Below are 18195 nucleotides of genomic sequence, written 5' to 3'. Positions count from 1 at the left end.
CATGACCTGGGCACAGAACGCCGCGGTGGTACTGGAGAACGAGCACGTCCTGCTGCGGCCGGTCGCCGAGACCGACCGCGAGGCCGTACGGGCCGTCGCGATGGACCCCGACATCTGGCGGTACTTCGTCTCCGCCGTCGAGACCGACGCCGACTTCGAGAAGTTCTTCGACACCTGCCTGGCCGACCAGGCCGCGGGACGTCGCGTCGTCCACATCATCACCGACAAGGCCACCGGCCGGGTCGCCGGCAGCATGAGCTACGGCAACATCGCGGAGGCCGACGCCCGGCTGGAGATCGGCTGGTCCTGGCTGGGCCGCGACTTCCGGGGGCAGGGCATCAACCGCTGGGCGAAGTACCTGCTGCTGGAGCACGCCTTCGAGAAACTGGGCGCCGAGCGCGTGGAGTTCAAGACCGACATCCTCAACACCCAGGCCCGCCGCGGGCTGCGCAACATCGGCGCGGTGGAGGAGGGCACCCTGCGCAGCTACAACTTCATGCCCGGCGGGCGCCGCCGCGACGCGATCTTCTACAGCGTGCTGCGCGCCGAGTGGCCCCGCGTGAAGGAAGAGCTGGCCACGAAGCCGAAGGTCGCCCAGCTGGACGCCGTCGGATGAGCGAGGGCGTGGGCATACCTCTCGTCCGCGCGTCGGGCGGTCCCTTCGCCGCCGGGCGGGCCCATGGTGAAGCCCTCGCCGGTCCGTTGCGCGCCTTCCTCGACGACTCGCTCTGCCGGCTGAACAAGGTCATGCCGGAGCCGGTCTCGCTGGACGGTCTGCTGCCGTCGATCGCCGCCTACCGGGCGGCGGTCGCGGCGGCCGCGCCGGACCTCGCGGAGGAGGTCGCGGGCCTCGCGGAGGGGGCCGGGATCCGGCCGGAGGAGGCATGGCTGCTGCAGCTGCGCCGGGAGATCATGGGGTACCGCAAGGTGCCCTCCGCGGGCGACTGCACGACGTACGCCCGCACCGGCGCGGGCGGGCCGGTCCTCGCGCAGACCGTCGACCTCAACGGCAACCTCGACGACCACATCAGCGTGCTGGAGGTCGGCCGCACCGGGTCGGCACGCCGCTCGCTCGTCCTCAGCTTCGGCGGCCTCCTCGGCTACCTGGGCCTGAACAGCGACGGCCTCGCGGTCGGCCTCAACCTGGTCCTGGGCGGCGACTGGCACCCGGGCGTGCCGCCCTACCTCGCCATCCGGCACCTGCTGGACACGGCGCGGGACGTGCCGCAGGCGCTGGAAATCCTGCGCGGCCTGCCCCTGGCGAGCTCCCGCACCCTCGTCCTGTGCGACCGGGAGCGGACCGTCGTCGTGGAGGCCCTGGGCGACGAACTGCGGGTCACCGAGGCCGCGGAGACGGTGCACACCAACCACTTCCTGCACCCCGACTTCGTCCCGTTCGACGAGATCAACGTGTTCGCCCGCAACTCCTCGGTGCGCAGGCTGAAGGCGGCCACCGCCGGGCTCGACGACCTCGCGCCGGGGTGCGGGGCCGAGGAACACTTCGCGCTGCTGTCGACGCCGCCGATCTGTGTGCCGGACCGGGGGGACATCCGCGGCGAACGCACCGTCGCCGCCGTGGTGATGTTCCCGGACCGCGGCGAACTGCACGTGCGCCCCGGAGACCCCTCGCTCTCCGCCACCCAGGTCTTCGGCCTGTAGCGGCCGCGGCCCGGAGACGGAAAGGAGGAGAGAGCCGTGGACCTGTGGCTCGTGGACCTGGACGGGGACGGCCCGGCCGGGGCGACCGACGCGGGCGGTCCGGCCGGGGTGTCCGTCGCGGGCGGTCCGGCCGGGGTGTCCGTCGCGGGCGGTCCGGCCGGGGCGGCCGGGGACGCCGCGTCCGGTGGCCCCGCGCCGCCCGGCCGGGCCCGGCTCACGGAGGAGGAGCAACAGCGCGGCCGGGCCTTCCTGGACGCGACGGCCGCCCGCCGGTTCCGCCGCTCCCGGCTGGCGGTGCGCGACCTGCTGGGCCGCCGGCTGGGGGTGCCGCCCGCGGAGCTGCGCCTCGCGTACACGCCGCTGGGCAAGCCGTATCTGCCGGACCATCCGGCGCTGCACGTCAGCTGGTCCCGGTCCGGCCCCCTGCTGCTGCTCGGCGCGGCCGGCAGCGGTCCGCTGGGAGTGGACATCGAGCGGCTGCGGCCCGTACCGGCCGCCCTGAGCGTGCTCGCCACCGTGTACCCGGCGCTGCCGGCCGCGGCCGCACCCGCCGCGTTCTTCCCCGCGTGGACGCTGCTGGAGGCGTCGGTCAAGGCGACCGGGCGGGGCCTGGACCGGGGAGCGCGGGAGGTCCGCCTCGGCTTCGCTCCCGGTGGCGGGGTGACCCTGCGCGACATCTCCGGGCACGGGCCACGCCCCTGGCACGGCCGTACGGCACCGCTGCCGTCGCGCGACGGCAGCCCGGCGGCCGTCGCGGCCGTCGTCACCCAGGGCGGGCCGGTGCCGCCGGACGCCCTCGGGCGGTGGCCCACCGCGTATCCATGGCGCCGTGCCACCCCGGCCCGCACCGACGCGACGGAAAGCGAGCGGACATGACCGGAGCAACCCGGAACCACCCCGGCGGACGGCTCCGCCTGCACGTCATCGCCCCGCACACCGCGGCGGCCGACCTGGCCGTCGGTGTCTCGCGTGTGCTGACCGGCCGGGACCGCCCGCCGGCGGGCTGGCAGCCCGGTACGTACGGTCAGGTCGTGCGGTCGGCGGGCGTCACGGCCGAGCTGACCGCCGCCTGGGACGGGCCGGAACTCCGGCTGACCTGCGAGGATGCCCGGTCCTTCGCACCGCGGGCCGGGCAGTTCCTGGCGGAGGTCGCCGCGGCGGCGGACGGCTCCGGCACCGGCCGCCCCCGCCCGGCGTCCGCCGACCGGCCGGCCGGTCCGCTCGCGCAGCCCGGCCCGCCCACGCAGCCCTGTCCGCCCACGCGGCCCCGTCCGAACCGCGACAGCATCGCGTACCGGGCCTGGGAGGCCCTCATGGCGTACTGGGAGGTCCCCGGAGCGGCGCGCGCGGAGATCGTCGCGCCCGGCGTGCTGACCGCCCCGGACGCCCCCGGCGAACCCCTCTTCGTCTTCGACCACGTCGGCCCGCCGGTGCCGCCGGCCGGCTGGCTGCTGCGCTCCTGGTACGCGCCCGACACCGGCGTCCACCACTTCTCGGCGCCGCCCTCGCCCGCCGGCCCCCGCCTGAAGGTCGGCTCACCCCGCCCCGCGGAACGGAAACGCGCCGCCGAGCTGCTGCGTACCTGGCGAACCGTGACCGCCGGGCTGACCGCGGCACCCGGCTCGCCGCTCGCCGCCCTGCCCGTCCCGCCGCTGCGATGCGTCCTCGGAGACCGGCAGCCGTCCGGCCGGTGAGAGCGGTGGCGGTTCGCCGGTTGTCAGTGTCATGCGCTTGCATGGACGCATGGACGACACGAACGACACCACTCTGCGCACGGCGGCCGACACGGTGCTCGCCCGCCTCGTCGGCGACGACACCGGCAGGGCACGGCTGCGCGAGGACCAGTGGCGGGCGATCGAGGCGCTGGTCGCCGACCATCGCCGTGCCCTGGTGGTGCAGCGCACGGGCTGGGGCAAGTCGGCGGTGTACTTCGTGGCGACCGCGTTGCTGCGGCAGCGCGGCAGCGGCCCGACCGTGATCGTCTCGCCGCTGCTGGCACTGATGCGCAACCAGGTCGAGGCGGCCGCGCGGGCGGGCATCCGCGCGCGGACGATCAACTCCTCCAACACCGAGGAATGGGACACCGTCCAGGCCGAGGTGGCCGCGGGCGAGGTGGACGTGCTGCTGGTCAGCCCCGAGCGGCTGAACAACCCGGACTTCCGCGACCAGGTACTGCCCAAGCTCGCCGCGGCGACCGGCCTGCTGGTCGTCGACGAGGCGCACTGCATCTCCGACTGGGGCCACGACTTCCGCCCCGACTACCGCCGGCTGCGCACGATGCTCGCGGACCTGCCGCCGGGCGTCCCGGTGCTGGCCACGACGGCGACGGCCAACGCCCGGGTGACGGCCGACGTGGCCGAGCAGCTCGGCACGGGCGGCAGCTCCGACGCCCTGGTGCTGCGCGGCCCGCTCGACCGCGAGAGCCTGAGCCTCGGCGTGCTCCAGCTGCCCGACGCCGCGAACCGTATGGCGTGGCTCGCCGAGCATCTCAACGACCTCCCGGGCTCCGGGATCATCTACACCCTCACGGTGGCCGCCGCCGAGGAGGTGACCGCCTTCCTGCGGCAGTGCGGGCACCCGGTCGCCTCGTACACCGGCAAGACCGAGAACGCCGACCGCCAGCAGGCCGAGGAGGACCTGCTCGGCAACCGCGTCAAGGCGCTGGTCGCCACGTCCGCGCTGGGCATGGGGTTCGACAAGCCCGACCTGGGCTTCGTCGTCCATCTCGGCTCGCCGTCCTCCCCCATCGCGTACTACCAGCAGGTGGGCCGCGCCGGCCGTGGCGTGGAGCACGCCGAGGTCCTGCTGCTGCCCGGCCGCGAGGACCAGGCGATCTGGGAGTACTTCGCGTCCATCGCCTTCCCGCCGGAGGAGCTGGTCCGCCGGACGATCGACGTACTCGCCCACTCCGAGCGGCCGTTGTCGCTGCCCGCGCTGGAACCCCTGGTGGAGCTGCGCCGCTCCCGCCTGGAGACGATGCTGAAGGTCCTCGACGTGGACGGCGCGGTCCGGCGGGTGAAGGGCGGCTGGACCGCCACGGGACAGCCGTGGACGTACGACGCCGAGCGGTACGCCTGGGTGACGCGGCAGCGCGAGGCGGAGCAGCAGGCGATGCGCGAGTACGCCGCGACGGCCGGCTGCCGGATGGAGTTCCTCCAGCGTCAGCTGGACGACGAAGGGGCGGCGCCGTGCGGGCGCTGCGACAACTGCGCCGGTCCGCGGTTCACCACGGACGTCTCCCCCGCCGCGCTGGACGCGGCGCGCGGCGAGCTGGGCCGGGCGGGCGTCGTCGTGGAGCCGCGGCGCATGTGGCCGACGGGGCTGCCGGCGATCGGCGTCGATCTGAAGGGGCGCATCCCGGCGGGTGAGCAGGCGGCCGCGGGGCGGGCGCTCGGCCGGCTCTCGGACATCGGGTGGGGCAACAGGCTGCGTCCGCTCCTCACCCCGCAGGCTCCGGACGGTCCGGTGCCCGCCGACGTGCTCGACGCGGTGGTCGGTGTGCTGGCCGACTGGGCGAAGGGTCCGGGCGGCTGGGCGAGCGGCGATCCGGACGCGCCCGCGCGGCCCGTCGGGGTCGTCACGATGGCGTCGCACACCAGGCCGCAGTTGATCGAGTCCCTCGGTGCCCGGGTCGCGGAGATCGGCCGCATGCCGCTGCTGGGCTCGATCGCGTACGCGGCCGGGGCGGACGACGCGCATCTGCCGCGGTCGAACAGCGCGCAGCGGCTGCGTGCGCTGAGCGGGGCGCTGACCGTACCGCCGCCGCTCGCCGAGGCGTTGGCCGCAGCGGACGGCCCGGTGCTGCTCGTCGACGACGCGACCGAGACCGGCTGGACGCTGGCGGTGGCCGCGCGACTGCTGCGCCGGTCGGGGGCCGGCGCCGTCCTGCCGCTGGTACTCGCCGTGCAGAGCTGACGGGCACCCGGCACCCGGCTGCCCGGGGTTCGGGGGCACGTCGGGGAGTCGGGGGACGCGACGGGGCGGGGCGCTCGGTCCGTCGGGGGGGCCGCCCCGGGGACACTCGGTCCGTCGGGGGTGGCACCGGGCGTTCGGTCCGTCCGGGGGGGTACCGAGGGGGGCGGTCCGTCCGGGGCGATGCCGGGAGTCGGTCCGTCCGGGGCGGCACCGGGCATTCGGTCCGTTCGGGGGGGACTGGAGGGGTTCGGTGCGTCCGGGGCGGCGCCCGGGGGCAGCCCCTTTAGGGGCGATGCCGGGGGCGGCCCCTCCAGGGACGATGCCGGGGGGCGGTCCCTCCGGGGCGATGCCGAGGGCGGTCCCTCCGGGGGCGATGGCGGGCGTTCGGGATGGTTTGTCCGGGCGGGACGATGCCGGGCGTCCGGCGGTCGTCCGGGGGGGCGGCGCCGGGCGCGGCGGGCAACGGTGTTTCCGCCGGTGCCCGTTGTGCGCGAGGAGCCGGTGCGGCGGTTGGCGCTTCGCCGGACGCCTGAGCGGGAAGGATGAGGGGGACGCACCCGACGACTCCGGAACGCCGCGGCGCATTCTGCATTGCCGCAAGCGTGTACGACCGCGAGAATCGTGGTGCTTCCCCATTCCGGCCGTCCGCGGCTCCAAGGGGTGTGTCGTGGTGCGACGCTGCGCCCGGCCGCCCCGGTACCGCCGCGTCGACGAAGGGAGGACCGTGACCTTCGGCATCACTCCGCCCCTGACCGCGTCCCCGCCTTCCTCCGCCACGTCGGCCGCCAGGCTGGGCCGCATGCTGGAGCCCTCCGAATGGGCCGCGGCGGGAATCCCCGTGCTGAGCAACGCGCGTGAGGTCGTCACCGGCCTCCACGACCGGCATCTGCCCGGCCCCTCCACCGCCGTGGTCGCGGTGCTGGACCCCGGGGAACGGGTGACGGCCAGCGCGTCCTTCGTCCTGCGTACCGACGCCCCCGACGGCTGGGAGTTCCGCAACGCACTGCTGGCGCAGCTGCGCCGGGTGACCCCGCACGATCTACGGCTGCGCGCACCGGTACGGACGGCCGTGCTGCTCTACTGCCGCGACGGCGAGCCGTTGTGGACGGAGGCGGACGGCGCCTGGATGTGGGGGCTGCGTGACGCCTGCACCCTGCACGGGCTGCGCTGCGGCCCGTACATCACGCTGACGCGAGACGGCTGGCAGGTGTTCGGCGAGGGCCCCGGCGGCCGGCGGCCGTACATCGGCTCACGGCCGGAACAGCCTCGGCTGTCGGGACCGGCCCGTGGTCGGCGCGACGGCGGTGTCACCACCGGAGCGCCGCGGCGCACGGGAGGCGGCGCGGTGGAGGCCCGCAGGCGCACCGCGGCCCGCTGACCGTACGGCCCGCTGACCGTACGGCCACCGGGCCGTCCCCACCAGGACGTCCCACCCGGGCCGTCCCATCGGAAGCGTCCCACCGGGGTCGTCCCACCGACGGCGGGCCCGGGAGCCCGGCGCGGCCGGACGCGGTCGCGCCGCTGGGCGGCGGGCGACGGGCGACGGGCGACGGGCGACGGTACGGAGCGAGCCCGGCGGCCGTGGTGACCGGTCCGGGTCGCTCCGAGCCGGCTCGCTTACGCCGACGCCCCGATCAGGGCGTTGATGCGCTGCGGGTCACCGCAGACGACCAGCAGGGCGCCGGCCCGGGCCATGGCGGCGGGCAGGGCCTTGGCGACCGTCTCGTCCGAGCCGCCGTTGACCGCGACGACGACCACGGGGCGGCCCGTGGCACGCTCGGCGTCGGCAGCCGCGTAGAAGACGTCGTCCCCGGCGTCGTGCTGCGCCCAGTAGGACGCCTCACCGAAGGACAGCTCGTGCGCGGCCCAGGGGTGCCGTTCGCCGGTGGTCAGGACGAGCACCTCGCTCGGGGCACGTCCGGAGTCCAGCAGCAGGTCGACGGCCTCGTCGGCGGCGTCGACGGCACCGTCGGCCGGCGCGGGGATCAGCTGCAACTGCGCTTCGGCAGCGGCGGCGGCACCCGGCGCGGACGACTTGGGAGCCGTGCGCTGCGGAGGCGGGGCGGCGGCCGGTCCGCGGGACGGACCGGGCTTGCCGGGGCGGGCACTGGCCGCGGGAGCGCCGCGCGGAGGCGCGGGGCGGGGGCCGGGACCAGGTACGGGACGGGGGGTCGACGCGGTGCGGCCGGCGGCCGGAGTTGCGCGGGGACCCGGGACACTCTCGTGAATCTGAGGCTCCTCGGGGATGAGAGGCATGAAGTGATGTCTATCAAACGTAGGTACGGAACATGTCAGGGGGTACCGGATTCACATCCGAACCGCTCAGAAGTCGAAGCCGAGTTGGCCACCGGCCTCCAGAGCGGATGCTTCGGGGGTGACACGCACCTTCTTCAGGTGCTGCCAGCGGGGCAGCGCGTCCATGTAGGACCACGACACCCGGTGGTGCGGGGTCGGCCCCCACTCCTCCAGCGCGGCGCGGTGCACCGGAGAGGGGTAACCGGCGTTGTCCGCGAAGCCGAAGTGCGCGTGCTCCAGGCCCAGTTCGGCCATCATCGCGTCGCGCTGCACCTTCGCGATCACGGAGGCGGCGGAGACGGCGATGCAGGACTGATCGCCCTTGATGACCGTACGGACCTTCCAAGGGGCACCGAGGTAGTCGTGCTTGCCGTCGAGGATGATCGCGTCCGGCCGTACGGGGAGGGCCTCCAGCGCGCGAACGGCGGCCAGCCGCAGAGCGGCGGTCATGCCCAGTTCGTCGATCTCCTCGGGGGTGGCGTGGCCGAGGGCGTGGCAGGTGACCCAGTCGCTGAGCACGGCGGCGAGTTCGTCACGGCGCTTGGGGGTCAGCAGCTTGGAGTCGGTGAGTCCGGCGGGCGGGCGGCGCAGTCCGGTCACGGCGGCGCAGACGCTCACCGGGCCGGCCCAGGCTCCGCGCCCGACCTCGTCCACTCCTGCGATGGTCTTGGCGCCGGTCGTGGCGCGCAGCGATCGCTCGACCGTGTGCGTAGGGGGCTCGTAGGGCATGGCGCCAGACAGAGTACGCCCCCGCCCACCGGCGGCTCGCACCGCGGGTACCTCTCGTACGATTCCTCCCGCACAAGAGGTGTCCACACCGTCCGGAACGGTGTGCGGGCCGCCTTCGCGCGGCACCCCCTGGGACTTCGTACGCATGCCCTTGACCTTCGGAGGACGACCGCCAACCCGTGACATCATCACGGACCTGCCGCCGTCATTTCTTCTCAATGCCACCGATCTTCTCGATGTCACCACCCAATGCCACCGGCCCGACGCGACCGGCCCGACGCGAGCGACTCAATGTCACCGAATCGGTGGCACCGACTCGACGGCACCGGTTCGACATCGCCGGCTCAACGTCGCCGGCTCACCGGCACCGACTCGACGGCACCGGCATGGTCGGCAGCCCCGGAAAGCCTCCGGCCCCGTCGTGGCCGGCAGGCATGACAGCCCACCGGTCGCCGCACCCCCGTCGGTCCCGGCCGGGTGTCCGCCCTGCGGACGGCAGGCCTGCGGGCCCGGTGGTGCCGGGGAGGTCAAGGGTACGCCGTACGGGGTCAGGCGGGACGGGCCGGCAGCCAGGACGGGAGGTCCTCGGTCCGCTCCAGCCACTCCCGCGGCGGCGCGCCCTCCGGCCCCGCGCCCACGATGGCCCCGACGATCGCGCAGGTGGTGTCCACATCGCCGCCCGCCCGGGCCGTGGACCAGATCGCCTGCTCGTAGTCCTCGAGGTGCCGCGCCGCGGCCCACAGGGTGAACGGCACGGTGTCGTGGGCCGTGGTCCGCCGGCCGCAGCCGAGCACCGCGGCGACGGTGCTCGCGTCGCCGTAGTCGAGCATGTCGCGGGCGCGGCGCAGCCCCGCTTGGACAGCACTGCGCGGGATGAGTGCCAGGACGGCGTCCAGCAACGCCTCGGGGCCGGTGGTGCGCCCCGGGCCGGCGACGACCGCGGCGGCGGCCGCGACCGCCATCGCCCCGACGACCGCCTCGCGGTGCTGGTGGGTGACGTACGCGGAGATCTCCGCCTGATGCGTCGCCTGCTCGGGGTCGTCGGCGTACCAGGCGCCCAGCGGGGCGATGCGCATGGCGGCGCCGTTGCCCCAGGAGCCCCGGCCGTTGAAGAGCGCCGAGGCCAGCTCGCGCCAGTCCGCGCCCTCCCGGACCTGCCGGAGCAGGCGGTCCACGGCGGGGCCGTACGCCCGGTCCACGTCGTGGTGCTCGGCGAAGGAGCGGGCGAGCGCGTCCTGGTCGATGCGGCCGTGCTCGGCCAGCACGGCCAGCACGGAGGCCGCCATCTCGGTGTCGTCGGTCCACCGCCAGGGAGCCGGCGGCAGGGCACGGCGCTTGAGCGCGGGGTAATGGGCGGGCACGAAGAACTGGGACCCCAGGGCGTCGCCCACGGCGAGCCCCCGCAGGCTCTCCAGGGCCCGCGCGAAGCGCTCTGCGTCACGGTGATCGGCGGTCATCGAGTGCACTCTAACCGGTGCTGCCGTAGGACTGCGGCGTACACCAGTGCTCGAAGGGCCGGTCGAGGCGGTACCGCCCGTCCGGTCCCAGCAGCAGGGTCCGGTGGTCGGCGTTGTGCGGATTGGACAGCGACTCGAACTCGGCGACGGTCCAGTGGAACCACCGCATGCAGAACAGCCGCATGGTCAGCCCGTGCGTGACGATCAGGACGTTCGGCGGGTGGTCCGGTGCCTCGAAGCTGCGCCACAGGCTCTCCAGGAAGGCGCCGACCCGGTCGTAGACGTCGGCGCCCGACTCGCCCTGCGCGAAGCGGTAGAAGAAGTGGCCGTAGGCGTCGCGGTAAGCCTTCTGGAGCCGTACGTCGTCCCGGTCCTGCCAGTTCCCCCAGTCCTGCTCGCGCAGCCGCGGCTCCTCGCGCACCCGGACCAGGTCGCTGTCCAGGCCGAGCGCCTGGAAGGTCTGGTGCGTACGGCGGTAGGGGGAGACGTACGCGGATATGCGCTCGCTCCCGAACAGGGCCCGCAGCCGCCCGCCGGCCTCCTCGGCCTGCTTGATGCCGCGCTCCGTCAGACTCAGGGCATGATCCGGCTCCCGCTCGTACACCGTGTCGTCGATATTGCCGTCGGACTCTCCATGTCTGATGAGGACGATGCGTCGGGGGCGTGCCATGCCGCCAGCCTAAAACGCGGCGCCTGGCCATGCCCGGGGCGCCACGGCCCCACAGCGAGCGGAACCGGGACACCGAAAAGAACCGAGTGAACATCGTCGCCTCCCCCGAGGCCGCACCGGGCGGCCGAGCGAACGTAACGCAACCCCTGTTGCGTTACGCTGGCAATGATGACACACCGTAACCACTAACGCAACTGGAGTAGTCTTTGTCTGCCGAAGACGAGACCGCGAAGACCGGGCAGGACGCCGGCACCGCCCAGCCGGGCACCCGGCGGCCCGGCGGCCGCACCGCCCGCACGCGGACGGCCGTCCGCGACGCCGTGCTGACCGGCCTCACCGAACACGGCTACTCCGGCCTGACCGTCGAGTACGTCGCCGAGCACTCCGGCGTGCACAAGACCACGTTGTACCGCCGCTGGGGCGGGGTCGACGGGCTGATCGCCGACACCCTCGACCTGGCCGGCGAGGACCGCTGGACACCGCCCGACACCGGCTCCCTCGACGGCGACCTGCGCGCCCTGGCGACGGAGGTGCTGGAGTCGTTCACCGACCCCACGACCGCGGCGCCCAGCTCCGCCGTGATCGCCGCCGCCTTCCCGTCCGAGCGGGCCGCGGCGGCGCTGCGCGCGTACTACACGGAAAGGTTCGCCCGCTGCGAGGCGCTCGTGGACCGCGCGGTCGCGCGCGGCGACCTGCCCGGCCCCCGCCCGGCCCTCGACGCCGGCGCGCTGGTGCGCGCTCTCGCGGCCCCCCTCTTCTTCCGGCTGTTCATCACGCGCGAGGGACTGGACGAGAAGGACACCGAGCAGGCCGTGGCGGTGACCCTGGCTGCGGCCCGGGCGGGGGTCTTCACGACGGGCGGGTGAGGACGAGCACCCCGGCCGGGCCGCTCCGCGGGCCGGACTGCCCCCGGTGGCGCCGGCCGCCCCGCGGCGCTCAGACCGTCCAGGACGGCTCCAGGTCGACCACATCGCCCGTGACGCCCGCGACATCGGCGGCGAACTGGGCTCTCAGGGCCAGTCGTTCCAGCCGTTCGGGGCGGTACTTGCCGCGCTCGGCCGCCGACTGCCACAGGGACAGGACCAGGAACTCCTCCCCCGGAGCGCGCCCCAGCAGGCCGCGCAGCATCCCGGGGGAGCCCGCCATCGCGGGGTTCCAGACCTTCTCCTGCATCAGCTTGTAGTGATCGACGCGGTCCGCCCTGACCTGGCAGTAGGCGAGCCGCAGCACGTCGGCGTCGGCGAAGACGGGGCTGAAGCCGACCTTGACGTCCAGCTCGTGCTCGAAGAGCCGGGTCTGGCCGTTCTTGTACGTGCCGGTCTGGGCGGCGGCCAGGCGGTCGTGGGATCTCGCCATGAACGAGTCGTAGAACGCCCTGCTCTCCCAGAAAGCCACGAGATGCGCGACGCCGGGCCGGGTGCGGCTCCACCCGCCGCCCTGCCCTCGGAAGCCCGGCTCACCGAGCAGCCCCGCCCACTTGCGCTGCCCCCGCTCGAACCCCCGACGGTCCACCACGGTGCAGCGAATCCACTTGACCAGCACCGCGCCATCGTACGGCCCTGGTGTCCCTCGCGTTACTGCGCGTCACAGAACGCACACCTCAACTCACGTGTACAGCGCCCGGAGTTCCGGCGCACGTTCCGGTTCGGGCTCCGGCGTGCGTCCCGATCACCCCCGCGCGCCCGGCGGTTGTCAGTGGCGGCCGTTACGCTCCGGGCAAATCACCGCACTGCGTGTCGCACCGCCGTGGCAGCATGGGTGACTCATGTGAAGCAGCAGGTTGGGTAAGTCTGGGGAAGCAGCCGGTGGTTGGTCGCCGGAGCGGTCTCCGCCGGAAGACCGGCGGCAGACGGGCGGCTCCGGCCACGGTGCCCAGGTCCGAGGAAGGGAAGACCGGTGAGCAGTCTCAACAAGGGGATCGACAAGGCCGAGGTCACGCTGAAATGGGACCCGAGCCCCCAGGGTGAGCCCGCCAACGACCTCGACATCATCGCCGCGACGTACCTCAAGGACTCCGTGTGCGGCGAGCCCGACTACCTCGTGCACTTCGACCAGCGCTCCCCCGACGGGACCATCACCCTGAACCGGGACAGCAGGACCGGCCAGGGATTCGGCGTGGACGAGGCCATGACGCTGGAGTTCTCGCGGCTGGCGGACCGGTACGGCCGGGTGGTGGTGGGCGTCGCCATCCAGCAGCGGAACGGCGGCCGGACCTTCGGCGACATAGCGAACACGGTGGTCCGCGTCCTCGAAGGCTATGACGAGCTGGCCAAGGACGACTTCGGTGCGGTCGCCGGCTCCACCGCCGCGGTGGTCGCGGAATTCGTGCGGGACGACGACGGCGAGTGGCGGTTCAGGAGCGGGCTCCGCGGGTTCGGCGGCGACCCCGAAGAGTTCGCCTCGTGGATGGGGCGCGGGCCCGCGGCGAGCTGATGCCGGCGGAAAACACCGAGGGCGGTGGCGGCGAGACCTCACCACCACCGCCCTCAGCGGTCACCTCAAGCCCCGGAGGGGCTCATCGTCAGCTGCAGCCGCTGGTGGAGCCGCAGCCCTCGCAGAGGTAGCAGCTGCCGGCGCGCTGCATCTTCGTGCCGCAGGAGAAGCACAGCGGGGCGTCGGCGTTGATGCCGAGCTGCATCTCGACCAGCTCCGCGTTGGTGTGCGCCTGCTTCGGGGCCGGCGCCGCGGTCTCCTCGACGACCTCCTCGGTGGAGGTCGGGGCGGACGTCGCCGGGGTCAGCGGGGCCGACTGGGCCAGGCCCTGGATGTCCAGCTCGTCCTCGGCCGGCTCGTAGGAACCGGTCTCCAGGTGACGCTGCCGCTCCTCGACGGAGTGGATGCCGAGCGCCGAGCGGGTCTCGAAGGGCAGGAAGTCCAGCGCCAGGCGGCGGAAGATGTAGTCGACGATCGACTGCGCCATCCGCACGTCCGGGTCGTCCGTCATGCCGGCCGGCTCGAAGCGCATGTTGGTGAACTTCGAGACGTAGGTCTCCAGCGGCACGCCGTACTGGAGGCCCACCGAGACCGCGATGGAGAAGGCGTCCATCATGCCCGCGAGGGTCGAGCCCTGCTTGGACATCTTCAGGAAGACCTCACCCAGGCCGTCGTCCGGGTAGGAGTTGGCCGTCATGTAACCCTCGGCGCCGCCGACGGTGAAGGAGGTGGTGATGCCGGGACGGCCCTTCGGGAGACGCTTGCGGACCGGGCGGTACTCGACGACCTTCTTCTCGGCGACCGGCTCGGCCTTCTTCTCCTCCTCCTTCTTCTTGGCGGAGAGCGGCTGGCCGACCTTGCAGTTGTCGCGGTAGATCGCGAGCGCCTTCAGGCCGAGCTTCCAGCCCTGGAAGTAGACGTCCTCGATCTCCTCGACGGTGGCCGACTCCGGGACGTTGACCGTCTTGGAGATCGCACCGGAGAGGAAGGGCTGCGCGGCGGCCATCATGCGGACGTGGCCCATCGCGGAGATGGAGCGCTCGCCCATGGCGCAGTCGAAGACCTCGTAGTGCTCCGGCTTGAGGGCCGGCGCGTCGATCACGTTGCCGTGCTCGGCGATGTGGGCCACGATCGCCTCGACCTGCTCGGGCTGGTAGCCCAGGCGCTTGAGGGCCTTCGGGACCGTGTTGTTCACGATCTGCATCGAGCCGCCGCCGACGAGCTTCTTGAACTTGACCAGGGCCAGGTCCGGCTCGACGCCCGTGGTGTCGCAGTCCATCATCAGGCCGATGGTGCCGGTGGGGGCCAGCACGGAGGCCTGCGCGTTGCGGAAGCCGTTCTTCTCGCCGAGGCGGAGGACGTCCTGCCAGGCCTCGGTGGCCGCGGCCCACACCGGGGTGTCCAGGTCGTCCATGCGCTTGGCGTCGCCGTTGGCGTCCGAGTGCTGCTTCATGACGCGCTTGTGGGCGTCGGCGTTGCGGGCGTAACCGTCGTACGGGCCGACGACGGCGGCCAGCTCGGCGGAGCGCTTGTACGAGGTGCCGGTCATCAGGGAGGTGATGGCACCGGCGAGGGCGCGGCCGCCGTCGGAGTCGTAGGCGTGGCCGGTGGCCATGAGCAGGGCGCCGAGGTTGGCGTAGCCGATGCCCAGCTGGCGGAAGGCGCGGGTGGTCTCACCGATCTTCTCGGTCGGGAAGTCCGCGAAGCAGATGGAGATGTCCATCGCGGTGATGACCAGCTCGACGACCTTGGCGAAGCGCTCCGCGTCGAACGACTGGTTGCCCTTGTCGTCGTCGCGCAGGAACTTCATGAGGTTGAGCGAGGCCAGGTTGCACGAGGAGTTGTCCAGGTGCATGTACTCGCTGCACGGGTTCGAGGCGGTGATCCGGCCCGACTCCGGCGAGGTGTGCCAGTGATTGATGGTGTCGTCGTACTGGATGCCGGGGTCGGCGCAGGCCCAGGCGGCCTCGGCCATCTTGCGGAAGAGACCCTTGGCGTCGATCTCCTCGATGACCTCGTTGTCCATGCGGCCGCGCAGGCCGAACTTCGAACCGGTCTCGACCGCCTTCATGAACTCGTCGTTCACGCGGACGGAGTTGTTGGCGTTCTGGTACTGGACGGACGTGATGTCGTCGCCGCCCAGGTCCATGTCGAAGCCCGCGTCGCGCAGCGCGCGGACCTTCTCCTCCTCCTTCACCTTGGTCTCGATGAAGGCCTCGACGTCCGGGTGGTCCACGTCCAGGACGACCATCTTGGCCGCGCGGCGGGTGGCGCCGCCCGACTTGATCGTTCCGGCGGACGCGTCGGCGCCGCGCATGAAGGAGACCGGGCCGGAGGCGTTGCCGCCGGAGGACAGCAGCTCCTTGGAGGAGCGGATGCGGGAGAGGTTCAGGCCGGCACCGGAGCCGCCCTTGAAGATCATCCCCTCTTCCTTGTACCAGTCGAGGATCGACTCCATGGAGTCGTCGACGGAGAGGATGAAGCAGGCGCTGACCTGCTGCGGCTGCTTCGTGCCGACGTTGAACCAGACCGGCGAGTTGAAGCTGAAGACCTGGTGCAGGAGGGCGTACGCCAGCTCGTGCTCAAAGATCTCGGCATCGGCCGGGGAAGCGAAGTAACCGTTCTCCTCGCCGGACTTCCGGTAGGTCTTCACCACACGGTCGATGAGCTGCTTGAGGCTCTTCTCCCGGTCCGGGGAGCCGACCGCGCCACGGAAGTACTTGCTTGTGACGATGTTGACCGCGTTCACCGACCAGAAGTCGGGGAACTCGACGCCACGCTGCTCGAAATTGACCGAGCCGTCGCGCCAGTTGGTCATGACGACGTCACGGCTCTCCCACGCCACCTCGTCGTACGGATGCACGCCGGGGGTGGTGTGGATGCGCTCGATACGCAGACCCTTGCTCGCCTTGCTGCCCTTGCGGGAGCCTCGCGCCGGGCCGCTCGTCGTCTCTGTCATGCCGCCTCCCTGTACGGGCGTAAACGCCCTGATGTGCACACTTCTTCCCGTGGCACGGTGTATGTCTTGCTGCGCCGGGGCTCCTGCTCAGCTCCGGCGAGGTCTGGGTCGCGCGCCGACTCAGTCGGCGGCGGGGGCGGGCACGGGGACCGCCGAATTCTCGGCCTCCCCGCAGTTCCCGCAGGCTTGCGAGGGCGGCCGCTGCTCACGCAGCTCCGCGATGGCCGCCTCGAAATCGTCGAGCGAATCGAACGCCCGGTACACGCTCGCGAAGCGCAGGTACGCCACGAGATCCAGCTCCTGAAGCGGGCCCAGTATCGCGAGCCCGACGTCGTGGGTGGACAGCTCGGCGCTGCCGGTCGCGCGGACCGCCTCCTCGACCCGCTGGCCGAGCTTGGCCAGCGCGTCCTCGGTGACCGGCCGGCCCTGGCACGCCTTGCGCACGCCGGCGATGACCTTGTCACGGCTGAAGGGCTCGGTGACCCCGCTCCGCTTGATCACCGTGAGTGACGCCGTCTCGATCGTCGTGAACCGCCGGGAGCAGTCGGGGCACTGCCGGCGGCGGCGGATCGAGGTGCCGTCGTCGGTGGTGCGGCTGTCCACGACCCGGCTGTCGGGGTGCCTGCAGAAGGGGCAGTGCATGGCTTCACCCTCCTCACCCTCGAAAACGGACGTACGCCACTTCATCCGGCGTACGACTAATAGCCCGGACAGGGCCCGAACGGGGGCCTCCGGAGCGACCACAAGCATAGGCGATCCGCAGGCCGAAGAAGACCATGGACCACAACGTCTGGTGGCTGTCGCCCATCCAAGCACTACATGTGGTGCCGGGCGAGAAAATGCACACACCGCGTGTCGCGGCGGCGCGGCAGCCACGAGCGTACGTGAGACCCCCCGGTGGCCGCTCCCGCGGGGCGGCAATGACAGACTTGGGCAGGTCACGGCGGCGCGTCGCGATCGCCGCGGAACCACTGACGGAACGGGGACCCGCCGCGGAGAATTCCCGGCCGGAACGGTACCGTAATGCCCGTTATCGCCTTTCGGACGCCTGTCGGCTATACACCCGATCCCCTGATCAGGTCAGCTAATCCGCGAATTTTCACTCGAACGTGTGTTTGGCGCAACCTTTCGAAAGCAACTACCGTTGGCTAACTAGGGAGAACATTCCGAGAGGGGCCGACGTGACCACCACCGCAGACAGCGCCATCATCGCCGCACAGAGCCACTCCCAGGGCCGCTTCGAGCCGACCCAGAAAGCACCCATGGAAGAGGCCACGATGAACCCGGAGGGTCAGAAGTCGGCGCGCTCGCTGCCCGGTCGCCCCCCAGGAATCCGCGCGGACAGCTCCGGCCTCACCGACCGGCAGCGACGGGTGATCGAGGTCATCCGGGACTCCGTCCAGCGCCGCGGGTACCCGCCGTCCATGCGCGAGATCGGCCAGGCGGTGGGGCTGTCGAGCACGTCGTCGGTGGCGCACCAGCTGATGGCCCTGGAGCGCAAGGGCTTCCTCCGCCGCGACCCGCACCGGCCGCGTGCGTACGAGGTCCGCGGCTCCGACCAGCCGGCCGCGGCCCCCGCCGACACCACGGGCAAGCCCGCGGCGTCGTACGTCCCGCTGGTGGGCCGGATCGCCGCCGGCGGCCCCATCCTCGCCGAGGAGTCCGTCGAGGACGTCTTCCCCCTCCCCCGGCAGCTGGTGGGCGACGGCGAGCTCTTCGTGCTCAAGGTCGTCGGTGACTCCATGGTCGAGGCCGCGATCTGCGACGGCGACTGGGTCACGGTCCGCCGCCAGCCGGTCGCGGAGAACGGCGACATCGTCGCCGCGATGCTGGACGGCGAGGCCACGGTCAAGCGCTTCAAGCGCGAGGACGGCCATGTGTGGCTGCTCCCGCACAACGCCGCGTACCAGCCCATCCCCGGCGACGAGGCGACCATCCTCGGCAAGGTGGTGGCGGTCCTCCGCCGCGTCTGAGCACCACGACCGCCCCGCGGCGCCTCCCCCCGGAGCAGACCGCTCCCCGGAGCCGACCGCGGCGAACGCAACGGGCCCCGTGTACCGATCGGTATACGGGGCCCG

General features: G+C 72.7%; 16 protein-coding genes. 9 read left to right on the top strand and 7 right to left on the bottom strand.

The genetic code is table 11. The features are described from left to right. The first annotated feature begins 1 nt into the window (after position 1). The 6 genes from ACZ6WH_RS35765 (at position 2) to ACZ6WH_RS35740 (ending at position 6952) form a co-directional block, all read left to right on the top strand. A complete protein-coding gene (locus ACZ6WH_RS35765) occupies positions 2–616 on the top strand; it encodes a GNAT family N-acetyltransferase (RefSeq protein WP_469733882.1) in 615 nt (204 codons plus the stop codon). 8 nt (positions 617–624) lie between these two features. After that, positions 625–1659 (top strand): C45 family autoproteolytic acyltransferase/hydolase, encoded by a 1035-nt coding sequence (locus ACZ6WH_RS35760; protein ID WP_469733880.1) that lies wholly within the window; start codon positions 625–627, stop codon positions 1657–1659. Between the two features lie 36 nt (positions 1660–1695). Next, on the top strand, positions 1696–2535 hold the full coding sequence (locus ACZ6WH_RS35755) for a 4'-phosphopantetheinyl transferase family protein (protein ID WP_469733878.1): 840 nt from the start codon (positions 1696–1698) through the stop codon (positions 2533–2535). Next, entirely contained in the window at positions 2532–3353 is an 822-nt protein-coding gene (locus tag ACZ6WH_RS35750; protein WP_469733876.1) for a hypothetical protein, read from the top strand. Before ACZ6WH_RS35755 ends, ACZ6WH_RS35750 begins: the two co-directional genes overlap by 4 nt. Before the next feature lie 49 nt (positions 3354–3402). Next, the gene (locus ACZ6WH_RS35745; protein WP_469733874.1) at positions 3403–5574 is read left to right on the top strand and encodes a RecQ family ATP-dependent DNA helicase; all 2172 of its coding nucleotides are present in this window, start codon (positions 3403–3405) and stop codon (positions 5572–5574) included. Between the two features lie 724 nt (positions 5575–6298). After that, positions 6299–6952, top strand: coding sequence for a hypothetical protein (locus ACZ6WH_RS35740; RefSeq protein ID WP_469733872.1), 654 nt, complete (start codon positions 6299–6301; stop codon positions 6950–6952). A 239-nt stretch (positions 6953–7191) separates the two neighbouring features. On the opposite strand, the gene ACZ6WH_RS35735 is transcribed toward ACZ6WH_RS35740, so the two are convergent. From ACZ6WH_RS35735 to ACZ6WH_RS35720, 4 genes are all read right to left on the bottom strand, one after another. Next, a complete protein-coding gene (locus ACZ6WH_RS35735; RefSeq protein WP_432859385.1) occupies positions 7192–7830 on the bottom strand; it encodes a hypothetical protein in 639 nt (212 codons plus the stop codon). A 66-nt stretch (positions 7831–7896) separates the two neighbouring features. After that, entirely contained in the window at positions 7897–8598 is a 702-nt protein-coding gene (locus ACZ6WH_RS35730; RefSeq protein ID WP_469733870.1) for a ribonuclease HII, read from the bottom strand. Between the two features lie 548 nt (positions 8599–9146). Next, positions 9147–10055: an ADP-ribosylglycohydrolase family protein gene (locus ACZ6WH_RS35725; protein WP_469733868.1), complete on the bottom strand. Its 909-nt coding sequence runs from the start codon at positions 10053–10055 to the stop codon at positions 9147–9149. Positions 10056–10065: 10 nt separating this feature from the next. Next, the gene (locus tag ACZ6WH_RS35720; protein ID WP_399715606.1) at positions 10066–10725 is read right to left on the bottom strand and encodes a histidine phosphatase family protein; all 660 of its coding nucleotides are present in this window, start codon (positions 10723–10725) and stop codon (positions 10066–10068) included. Between the two features lie 206 nt (positions 10726–10931). Between ACZ6WH_RS35720 and ACZ6WH_RS35715 the strand changes: the two genes are divergently transcribed. Continuing rightward, positions 10932–11591 (top strand): TetR/AcrR family transcriptional regulator, encoded by a 660-nt coding sequence (locus ACZ6WH_RS35715; RefSeq protein ID WP_469733865.1) that lies wholly within the window; start codon positions 10932–10934, stop codon positions 11589–11591. A gap of 70 nt (positions 11592–11661) precedes the next feature. Here the strand turns inward: ACZ6WH_RS35715 and ACZ6WH_RS35710 are convergent, their stop codons facing one another. After that, positions 11662–12267 (bottom strand): YdbC family protein, encoded by a 606-nt coding sequence (locus ACZ6WH_RS35710; protein ID WP_361563035.1) that lies wholly within the window; start codon positions 12265–12267, stop codon positions 11662–11664. A 354-nt stretch (positions 12268–12621) separates the two neighbouring features. Here ACZ6WH_RS35710 and ACZ6WH_RS35705 point away from each other — a divergent pair, with 354 nt between their 5' ends. Further along, on the top strand, positions 12622–13158 hold the full coding sequence (locus tag ACZ6WH_RS35705; RefSeq protein WP_432859379.1) for a TerD family protein: 537 nt from the start codon (positions 12622–12624) through the stop codon (positions 13156–13158). An 88-nt stretch (positions 13159–13246) separates the two neighbouring features. On the opposite strand, the gene ACZ6WH_RS35700 is transcribed toward ACZ6WH_RS35705, so the two are convergent. Continuing rightward, positions 13247–16117, bottom strand: coding sequence for a vitamin B12-dependent ribonucleotide reductase (locus ACZ6WH_RS35700; RefSeq protein WP_432859377.1), 2871 nt, complete (start codon positions 16115–16117; stop codon positions 13247–13249). A 120-nt stretch (positions 16118–16237) separates the two neighbouring features. After that, a complete protein-coding gene (gene nrdR / locus ACZ6WH_RS35695; RefSeq protein ID WP_361563041.1) occupies positions 16238–16759 on the bottom strand; it encodes a transcriptional regulator NrdR in 522 nt (173 codons plus the stop codon). A 539-nt stretch (positions 16760–17298) separates the two neighbouring features. Between nrdR and lexA the strand changes: the two genes are divergently transcribed. Next, a complete protein-coding gene (lexA, locus tag ACZ6WH_RS35690) occupies positions 17299–18090 on the top strand; it encodes a transcriptional repressor LexA (protein ID WP_469733862.1) in 792 nt (263 codons plus the stop codon). Positions 18091–18195: the final 105 nt, after the last annotated feature.

It is taken from the genome of Streptomyces sp. NPDC050806, assembly GCF_055586425.1.
Note: the sequence above shows the minus strand (reverse complement) of the source record. Positions and strands in the feature narration are given on the sequence as shown.